Origin of the sequence: Sedimentibacter sp. MB31-C6 (assembly GCF_035934735.1) — a bacterium.
Lineage (GTDB): Bacteria > Bacillota > Clostridia > Tissierellales > Sedimentibacteraceae > Sedimentibacter.
This window is the reverse complement of sequence record NZ_CP142396.1, coordinates 966,341-981,899: the sequence shown is the minus strand read 5'-3', so window position 1 is coordinate 981,899 and position 15,559 is coordinate 966,341. Positions and strand designations below refer to the sequence as shown.

The 15,559-nt window shown below is 26.0% G+C and carries 16 protein-coding genes; 7 read left to right on the top strand and 9 right to left on the bottom strand.

Going from position 1 to position 15,559, the window contains the following annotated elements; translation table 11 throughout:
- The first annotated feature begins 39 nt into the window (after positions 1–39).
- Positions 40–1,416 (top strand): hypothetical protein, encoded by a 1,377-nt coding sequence (locus U8307_RS04765; protein WP_326910653.1) that lies wholly within the window; start codon positions 40–42, stop codon positions 1,414–1,416.
- A gap of 244 nt (positions 1,417–1,660) precedes the next feature.
- Here the strand turns inward: U8307_RS04765 and U8307_RS04760 are convergent, their stop codons facing one another.
- The 4 genes from U8307_RS04760 to U8307_RS04745 all read right to left on the bottom strand — a co-directional run bounded on the left by U8307_RS04760 (position 1,661) and on the right by U8307_RS04745 (position 6,805).
- The gene (locus U8307_RS04760; protein WP_326910652.1) at positions 1,661–2,629 is read right to left on the bottom strand and encodes a hypothetical protein; all 969 of its coding nucleotides are present in this window, start codon (positions 2,627–2,629) and stop codon (positions 1,661–1,663) included.
- A 6-nt stretch (positions 2,630–2,635) separates the two neighbouring features.
- Positions 2,636–5,599, bottom strand: a complete 2,964-nt coding sequence (locus U8307_RS04755; RefSeq protein WP_326910650.1) for an N-6 DNA methylase — start codon at positions 5,597–5,599, stop codon at positions 2,636–2,638.
- A 1-nt stretch (position 5,600) separates the two neighbouring features.
- Positions 5,601–5,891, bottom strand: a complete 291-nt coding sequence (locus U8307_RS04750; RefSeq protein ID WP_326910648.1) for a winged helix-turn-helix transcriptional regulator — start codon at positions 5,889–5,891, stop codon at positions 5,601–5,603.
- Positions 5,892–6,613: 722 nt separating this feature from the next.
- Positions 6,614–6,805, bottom strand: a complete 192-nt coding sequence (locus tag U8307_RS04745; protein WP_326910646.1) for a restriction endonuclease — start codon at positions 6,803–6,805, stop codon at positions 6,614–6,616.
- A 385-nt stretch (positions 6,806–7,190) separates the two neighbouring features.
- Here U8307_RS04745 and U8307_RS04740 point away from each other — a divergent pair, with 385 nt between their 5' ends.
- From U8307_RS04740 to U8307_RS04725, 4 genes are all read left to right on the top strand, one after another.
- A complete protein-coding gene (locus tag U8307_RS04740; RefSeq protein ID WP_326910644.1) occupies positions 7,191–7,325 on the top strand; it encodes a hypothetical protein in 135 nt (44 codons plus the stop codon).
- A 416-nt stretch (positions 7,326–7,741) separates the two neighbouring features.
- Complete coding sequence (locus tag U8307_RS04735; RefSeq protein ID WP_326910643.1) at positions 7,742–8,722, top strand: DUF4238 domain-containing protein; 981 nt, start codon at positions 7,742–7,744, stop codon at positions 8,720–8,722.
- Between the two features lie 31 nt (positions 8,723–8,753).
- On the top strand, positions 8,754–9,836 hold the full coding sequence (locus U8307_RS04730) for a DUF3644 domain-containing protein (protein WP_326910640.1): 1,083 nt from the start codon (positions 8,754–8,756) through the stop codon (positions 9,834–9,836).
- Positions 9,837–10,441: 605 nt separating this feature from the next.
- Positions 10,442–11,140, top strand: coding sequence for a hypothetical protein (locus U8307_RS04725; RefSeq protein WP_326910638.1), 699 nt, complete (start codon positions 10,442–10,444; stop codon positions 11,138–11,140).
- Between the two features lie 2 nt (positions 11,141–11,142).
- Here U8307_RS04725 and U8307_RS04720 read toward each other — a convergent pair whose 3' ends face one another.
- The 4 genes from U8307_RS04720 to U8307_RS04705 form a co-directional block, all read right to left on the bottom strand.
- Entirely contained in the window at positions 11,143–11,286 is a 144-nt protein-coding gene (locus U8307_RS04720; RefSeq protein ID WP_326910637.1) for a hypothetical protein, read from the bottom strand.
- A 23-nt stretch (positions 11,287–11,309) separates the two neighbouring features.
- Entirely contained in the window at positions 11,310–12,233 is a 924-nt protein-coding gene (locus U8307_RS04715) for a hypothetical protein (RefSeq protein ID WP_326910635.1), read from the bottom strand.
- 247 nt (positions 12,234–12,480) lie between these two features.
- The gene (locus tag U8307_RS04710; RefSeq protein WP_326910633.1) at positions 12,481–12,621 is read right to left on the bottom strand and encodes a hypothetical protein; all 141 of its coding nucleotides are present in this window, start codon (positions 12,619–12,621) and stop codon (positions 12,481–12,483) included.
- Positions 12,622–12,719: 98 nt separating this feature from the next.
- Complete coding sequence (locus U8307_RS04705; protein ID WP_326910631.1) at positions 12,720–13,142, bottom strand: helix-turn-helix domain-containing protein; 423 nt, start codon at positions 13,140–13,142, stop codon at positions 12,720–12,722.
- Between the two features lie 87 nt (positions 13,143–13,229).
- Between U8307_RS04705 and U8307_RS04700 the strand changes: the two genes are divergently transcribed.
- Positions 13,230–13,451: a helix-turn-helix domain-containing protein gene (locus U8307_RS04700; RefSeq protein WP_326910629.1), complete on the top strand. Its 222-nt coding sequence runs from the start codon at positions 13,230–13,232 to the stop codon at positions 13,449–13,451.
- A 900-nt stretch (positions 13,452–14,351) separates the two neighbouring features.
- Here the strand turns inward: U8307_RS04700 and U8307_RS04695 are convergent.
- The gene (locus tag U8307_RS04695; protein ID WP_326910627.1) at positions 14,352–14,591 is read right to left on the bottom strand and encodes a helix-turn-helix domain-containing protein; all 240 of its coding nucleotides are present in this window, start codon (positions 14,589–14,591) and stop codon (positions 14,352–14,354) included.
- A gap of 88 nt (positions 14,592–14,679) precedes the next feature.
- On the opposite strand from U8307_RS04695, the gene U8307_RS04690 reads away from it, so the two are divergent.
- Positions 14,680–14,919 carry a helix-turn-helix domain-containing protein gene (locus tag U8307_RS04690; protein ID WP_326910625.1) on the top strand — a complete coding sequence of 80 codons (240 nt, stop codon included), beginning with the start codon at positions 14,680–14,682 and terminating at the stop codon, positions 14,917–14,919.
- The last annotated feature ends 640 nt before the right edge of the window (positions 14,920–15,559 follow it).

Sequence of the window (15,559 nt, the reverse complement as noted above, 5' to 3'; positions counted from 1 at the left end):
TATAATATTTTTATATAACATATAATTAAAAGGGCGCGTATGGAAGATAATAAGTTATATAAAAAATATATATTGTCAATAACAATTGTTTCTTTACTTTACATTATCATAGTATATTTTGTGTTTTATAAAAATGATTTAAAAATTATACCTTTAATTAATATAATATTAGAGCTTGTTATTACTGTTCTTCCCTCAAAAATAGGAATTAATGTAAATAGACGACTAGTTACATATATTTGTATTATAGTTTTTGTAATGCTTATATTTACGTATTTTTGCGATATGAAGGTAGAATACAACCAAAGTAATCATGTAATATTTGTAGAAGAAGATAAAGATTCAGAGGAAAATGAGTATAATGAATTAGAAGATAAATCATCTTATGAAAATAATGTAGTTGAAATTGAACAAACAGAACAAGGAGTGACTATATCTGCTAGTTTCTTAGAACCATCAGATATAGAAAAAGAATTACTAAACAATGAAATGAATTATATACCAGTTATAAACGAAAGCATAGTTTATGATGTATTTGAGTTAAGTAATAAAATAAGATCGGATATTACTGATGTAGCTGAATACAGTTTCTTATCATATGGTATAATTGAAGAAAAAGTTGATAGTTATTTACATACTGATGAAGGATATTCTGATGAGATGCTTAATACTAATAAGGAAGTTGGGAATCTATTAAAACAAGCAAATGAAATCAACGAAAGAATTAGGATTCATGAAACAGTAAGTGATTATCTTAGTTTAATGAGTATTTATGAAAAAGCGTTTAAATTGGCGCCATGTAGTAGCATATCATTACAATTAGCTAGACCTTATGAAGGTATTATATTAATACTTCCTATATTTAGTACAAATGATTGTAATAAAATATTTGAATATGGGTTAAAAGCAATTGACCATTTTTCAAAAACATTATCTTATAAAATTATTAGAGGCTCAAGTGATAGTGATATTTTATATAGAATTGCAAAAATATATCATAATCTTGGAGACTTACCTAATTTAAAATTAGATTTGCGAAAAGAATTATATATGATATCAAGTGCGTACTATGAATTATCTATTTCTAATGAAGAAAATAGTGATGGTTACACGTATCAAAAATCTTATTATTGTGCCATGGTTAATCATAAACTAGGAGTTATATCAGGTGCTGATAATTACTTTTACTTAGATAAAGCACTGAAATACTATGAAAAAGCAATAAATCATAGTAAAATTATTGATTATACAAAATACAAAGCATATCAATATATGTCTGAAATTTGTGAAAGATTAGTCTCATATATTAATGAGTATGGAAAAAATGAATACTTAAAAGAATGTACAACATACAAGGACTTATCTATAGGTTATAAAGAAGAATCATATTTGTATAATAAACTTTTAAGAAAATAACACTCATAAAGATGTTATTTTATGTAAGTTAAGGACATGATGCTTAAAGAAATCATCAAAGGAAAACAGGCAAATACCAATGCCTCACTTGATGAATATAGTCATAAACAATAAAAATAGACTAACATTTTACTAACAATACGATAATACTATTAAGTACTAAAAGGTACTGCTTAATAAGTTAGGCAGTACCTTTTTCTTTATAAAGATATATATATAATATAAAGCATTTATTTTATTGATGCTATGTGGTAGGAATTACATATTTATCTAATTTCATTTTTGATAAGACATGTAATCTATTCAAATCTAACTCTAACTCTAAATTATTTTTTAATAAAAAGGTTGGTTGTGTTCCTTTGCTAGCTTTTTTTACAAAATAATCTTGTAATAATAATGCTATTGCAACTTTCCCATACTTTTCATTGTATTCATCTTTAACAGAAATCACCCCTGCATGATCAGTAATAAATATCGATTGTGGAGAAAATAATAAGACATAACCTGCATTTGCACCATCTATAGTATATAAAAAATCATTTGGTTTTAATTCATAATTACTTCTAGTATAATAGCCCATAGGACCAGTTGTAGTTGAAGATATGACCTTAATATTTCCGTAGTTGGTATATAAGTCCCTTCCAATTACGAGCCTTTTTCCCCTTTCTATATAACCATTAATGAAATTTTTTAATTTTATAGTATTTTTTGTATTTGAGTCATTAAGCTCATTGTAATATTTCTTGACACTTTCATAAACGCAATCATCTAAATCAACTTCAGAAAAATCGATGTTTTTTAGATTGTCAAGTGCGTTTAAGTCAACGTCTTTATTTATACATCTAGATAAAGAAAATTTAGGCTGCGTTCCATTAACATGTCTATTTTTTATAAAAAAATCTTGTAACCAGACAGCAATAATCTCTTTATTATATTTTTGATACACCCAGTCTTCAAGTTCCAGAATACCACAATCAGATCCGAACCAAATTTTTTTGTTATCTGGAAGAAGAGAGACAAAACCTGCATTTCCATTATTTGACACTAACATAGTGTAAGGTGTTGTAATATAGTTAGATTTTCTATAATACCCAACAGCACCTGTTGTGGTAGCTGAATAAACTGGAATAGAACCATATCCATTATAGATATCTTCGTTTGTTATTAATTCTCCTCTAGGAATATAGCTTTTTAACAATTTTTTTAATATCATAATATTTTACGACTCCCTCATCATATTTCGTAATCTCCTAATATTAGACACTACATCTTCTATGGACATAAATTCTTCTTTTTTATCCAAATAATTTTCTGGAATTAATGTATATTGCTTATAAGTTTCCTTTATAAAAAAAGATACTTCATTTTCAACAATTACAATTTCCTCTATATTATTTAGAAATACCTCTATTTCATTAATCGTTTTAGGAAATAAGGCTAAATCTAGATTTTCAAATAAATCATATGTTTTGTCTAAATCTAATTCTATAATTTTTTCACCTTTATCTGATGTAGATTGACCTTTTGTCAATACTGTGTAATTATCTTTTAATATATTTCTAATAAATTTTATATTACTAATTTTTTCAGGAAGAAATTTAATAGTTTCTTTACCATTTTTTGAAACATACACTTTCGCTGAAGTAATATCATCTATCAGGCTTCTTTTTAGTGTTTTAAAAGCCAACTTTTTTTGTTGTTCAATATCAAATGTAGAAAAATCTTCAATATTTTTTATACAGTTTTGAAATAATTTTAAAGTGGGTTTATTTTCCTTTTCAATTTGTTTTTCAAAGGTCTTTTCAACTAATTTAGAAAAACACCACTTCTTAGAGGTATCTGTAATTTTTTCCCATTCCTTCCCATTCCATTTTTCATTATATCTTTTTTGATTCCAAATATCTGTTTTACTAAATGTATGGCCGTAAATCCATGCTCTTTCTAACTTTGACATATAACCTTCAGGATACTGCTCGATATTTATAGCGAAATCATCATGTAAATACTCATGTATTATAGTATTTATTTCGTTATTACTATTATCTTTTATTGTTATAGGGCTTGTACCTATCAACTCAGTATCAAATCGGGTTTTAGAATTTGCCTTGCCATCATTGTCAACTATATAGAAAAAGCAATTTTTTCCTTGATTTGTCGAACTATATTCAAATGGTGATTTTTTTTGTATAGTAATAACAAAGGTTTGAATTGAAGCATAAGGAGCAAATGTTAAAGTTGGCAACTTTATAACAGATAATATGTTACATCTTGAAAACAAATAATCTCTTAGTTCCTTATTAGTTTCACTTTCAAAAATTCCGTTTGGTAATATTATAGTTGCAATTCCTCCATCAAAATTTGACTTTGGTTTTCCATTTACATCATCTTCATAACGATTTGTTATTTCATTATATGTTGCATTTCTAAAAGTTGAAGGTGTTAACATATCTATACATTGTTTTAACGATAATGATTCTAATGTACCTTTTTCTTTTGTTGTAAGCCTCGCATCATCAATAGAACCATATGGTATATTAGTAATTAATAAATCTGTATTACCTAAATTATTTTTAAAATTTAAAAAGGAAGGGCAATTAGTTTTATCTTGTGAGCATTTTATAAATAAATCATATAGATATTTTAAGACACACTCGCCTTCTTTTTTGTATTCGATTAGCTTATAAAAAAATTCATCTTCTGTTATTTTCTCATTATCCATAATATATTTATAAAAATCGTCTAAAGTATCTAATTCAATATTTATTTTAAATGTATCAGCTATTTTTGACCAATTAATTAATGAATTTAATAGATATTTAAAAGTAGACTTATTATTAGTAATATTTTTTTCTAACTTATCTTTATTATCTATTAATAATGCTCTACCATCCACAATTTCATAATTCCACATATTTTGCCAGTTTATTGTTGATGTAACTTGGCATAGTTTTGTGGCTCCATCTCCTATAAGATACATATTTAAAAAAGCAGACATTATATCATTTTTATCAAAACCAAATAGTGAGGTATTTGCTACTCTATTAACATCAGAATCAGAACACTGATACTTAATTTTCAGAAATCTTAAAAGCTCATATAAAAATCCCCCACTACCACAAAATGGGTCTATTATTTTCTTGTTTAATAATGTTTTTATTACTTTATTTTTTGGAGTTCCCTTTTCTATTTTCCATTGTGGAAATGCATATTTTTGAAGCACTGATGAAATGATAGGGGCTATTATATGTCTAGAAGTATAGTATTCTCCCTCATCTTGCTTACTTTTCTCTTCTGCTAACTCTTCATATATGAATCCGTATAGATCCATATTTTTATTTTGTGATAGATACCATAATGTTTTAGCATCAGCATATAATTTTTCATTAATAGCGGCTTTAGTAGCTGAATTAGGTCTATTATAATCTATTTTTGGTTCAAAAGCCCTCCATTCCCTCAAGATGCCAGATGATTCATTATCTGCAATATCAGCTTCTAATTTACTTAAGGCACTCTCAAAATTATCATCTTTTTTCTTCCCGTATATTGCAGCTAAAATAGTCATTAGAAAAGACTTATTTGCTTGTAATAATCTATTTGCTCTTAAATGATCCTTTATATCATTAATTGTTTTAGATTCAGAAGTTTCATCTTTTCTTTTTTCAATAGGAGCAAAATAGTCTAAAAATCTTAATTTAATACTATTGTTCATTTCTTCACCGGCAAACGTAGAAGGATTGCCAATAAGCGGATTAATATCTTTTGTTTCTATGTTGTAATCCCAAACACATAAAGATTGTCCATCATATACAATTGCTTTTATTACCTTATTCATAGTTTTATATGTACCAGCTAGATACCTAGTATTTAATAAGTTACAATAAGAATGCATTTGTTTAATTCCATCTTCTAATTTTGAAGTAGGTTCATTGCTTTCTAATTCAAACAGAGCAATTAAATTATTTGAATAATCTTTTTTATCTTCATTATTGAAAATGTATGCATCACATTTTAATTTACCGCCTTTAGTTAATGCATTATCAACATTTGGATATTCTGTTTTTTTAATTTTCACACTATATCCATAACTACCTATTGTTTCTTCCAAATATTTATATACATTATGTTCGAATTGGGATTCAAGCCCCTTGTACATTGGAAATTTAATATCTTTAACATCTAGCATTTTAAACAATCTCCTCGTCATTAAATATTTTTAATATGTCTATTGCTTTTTTTGTTATTACATACCTACCTTTTGTATTGTTATAAAATTCAATAAATTCATTATCTATCAATTCATTTATAATTTGATTAATCTTTGCTTTACTATAATGCAATATTTCAGAAATTTCTTGTTGCGTTAACGGACTAAATGTAGCTTCTTGAACTTGTATTTGATGTTTATTTAATACTACCAATACTTTAAACTTGTCATTTGTAAAAAAATCAATCAATTTTTTATTTATATTTCTCACTCCTTTACAATATTGATAACTTTAGAAATAAATTTCAATAATTTCAACTTTTTAATTATAATATTTAATCATTAATAATACAATACTTTTAAAATATAAAAAATCAGTATTTTAATTTATGATATTTCGATACATTTTTATATTATCAACATTAAAATTTTTATATGCGTAAAATACTGCTCTAAAAGTATATAAAGTAGGTTAAAAAACAGTAGGGGGTGAAGCTTTTGAGACAGTATATTAAAAGCATTGTATTATAAAACAGAAATATGTCTATTGGTACATTTTTTATGTGTTTTTAGTTAAAAATAAAAGTAAATGAAAAGGTATAGCTTTTTTATATGAAAGATATTTAGATATTATATTTTGCCGAGAAGCATGTCTATGAAAATATTGAACTACCATATTTTAAGAGGAAAAAATACTTAATGATACTACAAATTTTTATTTAGCAGCGCAAGGTTTTATATTTAAAGATTATTTTATTATTAGTAACAATTTTTTCATAAGTAAATGTAGAAGTTATAATAGTTTTAAATATTAAAATTGCTTATTTCAATATACGAATTAAGATTAATATTGTAAATAAAACAAACAATGTCATAAAATTCAGATTATGTAAATTAATTAAGATTCTTTTATAAAATTTATAAATTTATATAATTTTATATTAGTTGACAGAGATGCGTTTTTAATTAATGCTTGTAATTCTTTATTAGTAACTATACATTTGCTCCAAAATCATTATTTGTAGGGGTTGTATACGCTTTATATCCTAGTTTAATATATAAATCTCTAACATAAAATTCAAATTCTGTACCTTTCATATGGTCAATTATATTCATTTCCGAACATATATCTTTGTTTTTTATTATAAATCTTTGAAACCAAAGATAACCTAAGATTATAATCATAGTTAATTCTACAATAATTAATGAAGTAAATAATACATTTGTCCAAACATGCTTAGGTATGCTTAATATTGATAAAAAAATTAGCAAAAATATAACGCGATTAAATTCTTTATTTCTCTTTATAGACATTAATATGTAACACAAAATTAAAACAAGCATATGATATATAAGCCTTATAATTAAGGTTAGAATAATATAATTAATGTCAGGAAGGCTAGGGTTATATACTCTAGCTTTTTTATATTAAATCAATTTTTATATTAAATCAATTTTTATGTTAAATTGGAAATATTTATGTTATAATGTAGAAAATAACAATGCAATTAAAGTGATTCTATGTGATTTATTGGGAAGAAACTAATGAGTTTATTGTGGAGACACTGTAATGCCATATCAATATAGTCATGTTCTAACAGTTATTTATGATGACTTTCATTTTAATAAAAAGTCTACGATAAAGATAAATCCTTTTGATGAATTCATTTTGTTTTCTATGCTGTGTAATATAAACTATGAATAGTGTTCGTTGAAAATTTCTTTACAGAAGAGATTGTTCAAAAGTTTAGGTTTGCCTATTTACAGTACTATTATTTGTGTAAATTCGTGAAAGAGTGTAATGCAAATACGGACTACGAACTGGTATTAAATGATTCTTTATGTAATAAGAGATTTCTTAATTGTCTTGCTCATTACTGATTAGGTCAGTTTCTAGAAGAATATGATTTAAATGATGATGATCTATTAAAAGGATTGACGATAAAAGCGTTCAATCTAAATTATGTAGATGCAAAAAAGAGTATTTATGAATGCCTGACAGATCTTGCTAACCAAATTAAAACGATAATTTTTTAAAACGGTGTAAAACAAGAATATAAATTTTGATTTTACATTATGTTTAATATATAGTATTACTTAATACAAAGAAAGGATACAATGATGGCAGAATATAAATTTCAGCATTACGTTCCTCGCACATATCTTGAAGGATGGGAGAATGATAATCAACGAGTACATGTATTTATGAAGGATATAGGAAAAAATTTTTATAAACCAACTAAAGAAATCCTAGGTCAAAATGATTTTTATACTTTGAAATCAGATGATGTACTTGTATTGTCAGAAGATAATAGAGTGGAGATATTTGGAGATCTTTTAAAATATGACATTATTCTTGATAATAAAGTATTAGAAGACATTTTTGAGATATCAATGAATTATTTTAGGTATGATGAATGGATAGTAAAATCAAAAGATGGTAGTGTTGTAGATAAAGAATGTATTCAAACTATGATAGAGAAAAAAAGAATTATAGATATTGAAAAAGGTTGGCATGAAATTGAAGGCGAATGGAATTATCTTCGTAGTAAAATAGTAAAAGCTATGGATGACAAATCTCATAATCTAAAGCTTGAAGATGGGCAGAAAATTATTACATTTATTGCTTCTCAAAAATCTAGAAATGTTAGTAAAAAGGAAGAATATAGAGTCTTAATTGATTCACTTCTGAGTTTCGTAAAACAAAATATGACAGATAATGAGTACAACAAAATGATTGATGAATTTACAGAAGCATATTTTCTAAAATCTGTTAGACAATATCAGCAACATAAGAGTGAATCTTTGATATTAAAAGAACAAAATTTGATGATGAAATTACATATGGTTTTTTATAGGGCAACAGGTAATAAGCAATTTATGACGTCAGATAATCCTGCTTTTACAATTATAGATAATAAGTTTTACAAAGGTAATTTCAATGGTCTATATTTTCCTTTAACACCAGAGTTATTAGTGGCTTTGTATCGAGGAGAAACTTATAGATATACGCGTGCGGATATGCCTGCCAATATGATGCGACGAGTGAACAAATACATCAGAGAGAATGCTAATCGTTTTTATATAAAGTTTGATAAGTAATAGAGAACTGTCTTACATTGGAGGAATGAATATGAGTTTAAGAAAAGGAAAAACTAAAACAATTCTTGAAAGTTCTATTGATAGTGCTTTGTTAGCTGTTGAAATATATAACAAGCCTAGAACTACTTTTAGGGTTGAAAACTATATTTCGTTAATGATAATGGCTTGGACTCGATTATTTCATGCACATTTTAACAATACAATTGGAAGTAAATACTTCTATAAAGATAAGAGAGGTAACTATATAAGGATAAATGGTGAAAGAAAAGCATGGGACCTATTTGAATGTATTAAAAAGTATGGCAACTTATCTCAAGCAGAAACTGATAATTTAAAATTTTTTATAAAGTTAAGAAATAAAATAGAACATAGACATATTGAAAAAGAAACGCTCGATACCCTAATTTTTGGCGAATGTCAAGCTTTGCTATACAACTATGAAAATATATTAGTGAACTTTTTTGGAGACGATTATAGTATTAATGAAAATTTAGCTTTTTCTTTGCAATTTTCCCGAGTTATGACTAAAGAACAAAAACAAGCACAAAAAAATCTTTTATCAAAAGAAGTTAAGAGTTTAGTAGAATACATTAATAAGTATCGTTCAGAATTATCTGAGGATGTGTTTAATAGCCAAGAGTATTCTGTAAAATTTATTGCGATACCAAAAGTTGCTAGTGGAAGTAGAAATGACCTTTCAGTCGAATTTATTAAGTGGGATTCTTTAACTTCTGAAGAACAAGATGAAGTCCAAAAACTAACGGCAATTGTAAAGGATAAGGTAGTTAAAAAAGAAGGTGTAAATACAGGTAGATATCGACCATCAATTGTATCTGAATTAGTAAATAAAAAAGGTGTAACTGAATTCAAATCAAATCCTCATCATACATATTGTTGGAAGTTATTCAATGTACGTCCTGTAGGTAATGCTGAGGATCCATTCGATACGAACACTAATTATTGTTATTATGATGAGGCACATGATGATTATCTTTATACTGATAAATGGGTAGATTTTTTAGTGAATTTATTTATTAACGAAAAGATAAAGTTAGATATATTAAGTGGATTGGTACATGCTAACAAAACACTTAATATTAAAGAATACGAGTAATAATTGTAGGTTAATCATCATAAATATGTGGAAGGCTACAACTAATCTCATGTTTTAGGCTAGCATAATGTTTTACTGGACATCAAATAACTAACCCCTAACTTCTTCTGTAGTCTAATGGACTCGGTTTGCCGTTTATTTTTGATGTAAAGAAATCAAAGCATATTGAATTCTCTAAACCTTTGTTTCGATCAAATCTTGCTAATAGTAATCATTATTTTATGCCAGATTACTATTATGGTGAAGGGGATACTCAATTATATTTGAAGCAAAATATTATACAGATATACAAGGAATGTACTATAATCAGATATCTTACTATATATTTCTGAATGGATATCGTGAAGATGTAAATGATAATGATCCTAAGTTCATAAATACATACTCAGCACTTCTTCTTCCTCAGAAGCCCGAAGTAGCAAAATTCATTTTAAAACGAATCGAAGATTTAATAAATCCAACAAAAAACTAGTGATTTCTGAAGAATATTTAGACATTAATAAAGAAATTAAATTTTATTTAAAATAATATTTTTATAAGATATCCACCTCAATTGTTGAGACAATTAACATTTTATGGTACAATGATTATGAGGTGGTTATTAGATGGAATCAGGAACTATTTTGTCGACTTTCTTATTTTTAGGCCCTGGATTTTTTATGAATATAATATCTGATTGGATTGAAGAACCAAGAAATGATGAAGAAAGTAGTCAAGATTCTATTACAAAATCTTTTTTACTTAGTTTTATAATTCTAGTAATTAATTTATTAGTGTTAAAATTTATTTTCAAAATAAACATTAACACATTTACTGAATTAATTTATAATATGCATTCAATAGAATTTTTTATAAAATATTTCATGCTAACATTTGGAATGTGTTTTATCATTGCAGCATTTAAAAGGTACGTTTGGAGTTTTCTTGTATTTATATATAATAATTTATTAAATAACAAAAAAGATAGGGAATATACAACATATACTGATTTATGGAATTATATTTTTTATAATTCGGAATTCGATATATCAAAGCATATTTTTACAATAGATAAAAGTGGAATTAGAATAACACAGGGATTTATAAAAATGATATCTCCAAAGGGTAAAAATAAAAAGAGTATTATATTTGAATTAACAAGTGATGTAAAGGAATACTTAGAGGATAATGATTTTGTGGACAAAAACCTTATAAAGAGTAAAAAAGAATTTTATGATTTATATTCTGATGTATTAGTAAGAGCATATAACGCAGAAGCAATTTTAGAAGATATAAATAAAAGAATTGCTTCTGCTAAGAATTAATCCTACTGTTTGGGGGGAGGAGAAGTAGGTGTTTTAAATTTTGGTGCTGTACTTCCTTTACCTTTTTCAAAGTTTTCTCTATCACTAGGTGTAGGTTTTTTAGGTGATTGGTTATTTGAATCATTTTGTGGTTTTTGATTATTCATACTTTTCTCCTTAATTTGTATTTTTATAAATCATCAATTGAAATTTGATTAGCTTGATTATATTGTATTACTTTTATAACTTCTAAAATAGCATACTTTGTATCGTGCGAGAAATTATTTTTATCAAAATAATTTGTAATTTTCATAGACACAAGTAACGCGTCCTTCGGTTTCACATCGATTTGACGATTTTGAAATTTGTTTAACCAAACTTTATCTTCAAATTTTGCACTAATTAATGAATTATTATATTTAAACGTCCACATGGCATTTGAGACATAATCTGGCTGTTTAATTTTAACTATCATTGTATTTATATTAGTTTCAATACGTTCGCTATTTACTGAATTTAACAATTCTTCACTTATTTTAAAGTTTTTATTGATTTTAGACTTATATTCCTTTTTTAAATTCGGATCCCAAGAGCTATAATATACATTACTTTTTTCTGGCAACTGTTTTACATTATTACTTAAATTATTTATATTAAATATAATTTTAGAATTATCTATATAATTATAATTATTTATCTGGGAAATATTTAATTTTTTTGCCTCTTCATATAATGTCGTTTTTATTTTTTCTATTTCATTACTATCATCTAAAACGTCCTTTTCCATTATCTTTATAAGATTTCTCTTCCCTTTAACTAAAAAAGAACCAATTATTCTTTTGAAATTTAAATCTATCAAAGCATCATCTGGTATGTTTTTAAGTGTTTGTAGTATAAAAATTTTAATTGAACCGTTTTCTATATTGCTAAGAATAAATGAAGGTTCATAGGATACATCAAAAGATGAGATTAATGTTTCATCAGTTAATTTTAATGCATTAATAATATTAGATATTGATAAAAATAATTTAGATGGATTTTCTAAGTTATTAAAATAGTCTATTGTAAGACAGAATATAGTATCATCATTATCACTAAATTCGATAATATCCATATGTTTAACATCCCCTTTATCAACAAATTTTGCATTACATCTATATAAAAAATCCCACATCAAATTATTGATATGGGATTGTAATCCAATTTTTATTTATTTAATTGTCGTGTTTCCTCGGGTGTAATATAATCCCATTATAAATTTCTTTTTATAATTTACTTTTTACAGCTGTATTTAAGAGTAAATTCAGTAATTATTTTGTATACCAATCAATAAATAAATATAAAAATAATTGGAATATATTTTACTTCCTTATCTCTAAAAAAATTGAGCTTCCTTTTTTTTTATTTAAAACAAGCTCACTTACTTTTCCACTTATAATATTCTGCTCGCATTTGTTTAACATTCTAAACATTTCTAATAACTCTAATTCTTTTTCTGTCATATCAAATATGCCCCCACCTATTATTGATATATAATAGATATCGTACAATGATAGGACATATTGAATAAAAATGCCATATATTACATTATATTAAGTTTTCAATTATTTAGTTTATCTTTCAATTCTATATTTACAAGTTCTTTAGACAATTCTACTTGATTATCGTCAACATTCTTATTATAAATCATTTCAGACATCTTACCTATAATAAGATTTTTTTCATATTTATTTAAAAGTTTAAAATACTGAAGTAATTCTATTTCTTTTTTTGTTAGATTCTTATTATCGTCATTAACAGTAGTAATATTCGAGCTGTCTGATCTTCCAGTAAGATAATCAAGAGACACATTAAAATATTCAGCTAAGGTAAGAATTAGCTCAAGACTGGGTTTTTTATTTCCATTTTCTAAATTGCTAATAGTAGCTTTAGTTGAGCCAACATTATTACCAAGTTGTAATAATGTTAAATTGTTTGATAATCTCAATTGTTTAAGCCTAAGAGAAAAAATTTCATATTTCATATAAAAACCTCTTGACAGTATTCATGTAGAATACTATAATATACATAGGTATTCAATTAGAATACCGGCGAAAGAAAGGGTAATAATATGAATTCAACAAGAATTAAGAAAAAAAGATTAGAATATGAATGGTCTCAGGAATTTGTAGCTGAAAAAATAGGTATAACAAAATCAGCATATTCCAATATAGAAACATTAAAAAGAAGACCATCCTATGAAGTTCTTGTCAAATTAGAAAACCTATTTAACCTTTCTCACAGGGATTTGCTGCAACAAGTCCCTGATGAAAACATTTTATCAAAATTATAGGAATTATTCAATAGTTAATATACTATAAGTAGATAATATTACTTGTGTTCCAGTGGAACATAAGTTAATTAAGTAAAAAAAGCCTTGAATAGCTTGGAAACACCTTGAGGTAAAAAGTCTTTACTTCATAGAAATAAAAAGAAACATACATTAGGTTTTATTATAGACTAATCTGATGAAGTTTGAAAATTAAATTATAATTGAAAAACCTGTGCAAAAATGATAAAATTTGACACAGGAATTGCCATAACGGATAGGCGGTTAGCTCCCTTAACAGGGAGGTGATAATGTGGTTACATATGAAGCTTTGATATGTATATTTACATTCGGAGCATTAATTGTATCGATTATTGCCGTGTCGAAGGACAAGCTGAAGTAATTTTTATACATAAAGGGGAAACCTGGGGTATAAAAAAATCAACCGCTTATGTCTTCCAGGACTTCGGTTGATTTTAAACCATTCTGGGAGCTAACCGTTTATTCGGCAGTTCCTTTTCTTTAATAACATTTTATCATTTGATATTACACTGGTCAAGGATAAAATGTTATTTTTGTTTATTATTTAAAGTTGGGGTTAATTGGTTCATCAATATGACCAGTTAGATAATCAAGAGAGAAATTAAAATAATCAGTTATAGCTATTGGTATATTAGCTGAAAAAGGTCGTTATTTGAATTTGAAAAAATTATATAAGTTTTTAATAAAAACGTAAAAAGCAAGTATAAAAGATAATATATAAATTATAAAACTAAGGTCTATAGAATCATCAAAACCATCAAAAAAATAAATAGTCAACGGAATAATGAGACCGGTAAATGTAAGTAAATATTTTACTATCCATATTATAAATTTTAAAAAATATCGTGCAATTGCTTCACCAGTATCCATTATATCACCTTCTTATTTTTTAACATTTGGATTGAACGGTTCATCAGTGCGACCAGTAAGATAATCAAGAGACACATTAAAATATTCAGCTATAGCTATTAGTATATTAGCTGAAGGAGTAGATATTTGTTTTTCATATTGGCTAAAGGCTTGTTTTGATATTCCAATATCTAAAGCAATGTCTTTTGCCATAATATTATTCTTAGTTCTTAGTTCAATTAATCGTTTTGAAAAAATACTTCTATCAAACATAAATTACCTCTTGACAATCAAGTTGTGCTTGACTATAATATAGCTATAGTCAAGTTGTAATTGACTAAATAGAGAAAGGATATTTAATATGCTAAGGATAAGACATGAACGAATAAACAGACATTGGACACAAGCGTTTGTAGCAGAAAAAATAGATACAACAAAACAAACTGTGCAATATCTTGAAACTGGCAAAATTAAGCCATCCTATGAAGTTCTTGTCAAATTAGAAAACCTATTTAACCTTTCTCACAGGGATTTGCTGCAACAAGTCCCTGATGAAAACATTTTAACAGAAAAAGCTAATTTATTCAATAACAAAAAGTAAATTACATTACTTATGTTCCATTGGAACACAGGTTAAATGATAAGATTTAGTTAATTTAGCTGCAATATATATAAAATATTACCCCCGTTATTTTATAGCTACGTTATTGCAGTTAAGTTAAACCTTTTTTCTTTTTCAGTAAGCAAGAAGGTAATTAAGAACATTGAAAAAGGCTCTTTCTAAAATCGTACATATTTAATAGCATAAATAAGAAATCCTATAATATTATATTTTAGATACGTTCTATATATAGCCTGCAAAGGAAAGCAAATATAGATAACTCGCCATGAAGAATTATCTAAGCGATTAAGTTAATCTATAATTATCTGAAGCTAAAGGGTAATGCCAAGACCTATATATAGGTATAATGATACTTTCGCCAAGTCCTAACTGATCGTATGGATGGTGGCTCGCCATAATTATGGAGAGGGATAGTTGTTATCCATGAGCTTTTTGCAAAAGCGTCTAAAATATTATTAGCATTAGATTTATGTATTAAAATATAGTATTTAATATATAAATTTGATGTTAATTCAAGAAAATAGAACAGCAAAAAACCATACAGAAGTTATTTCATGTAAGGTTTTTTTAGTAATAACATAAGTAATGGGTGTTAAGTATATAAGTTTGTAAAACATAG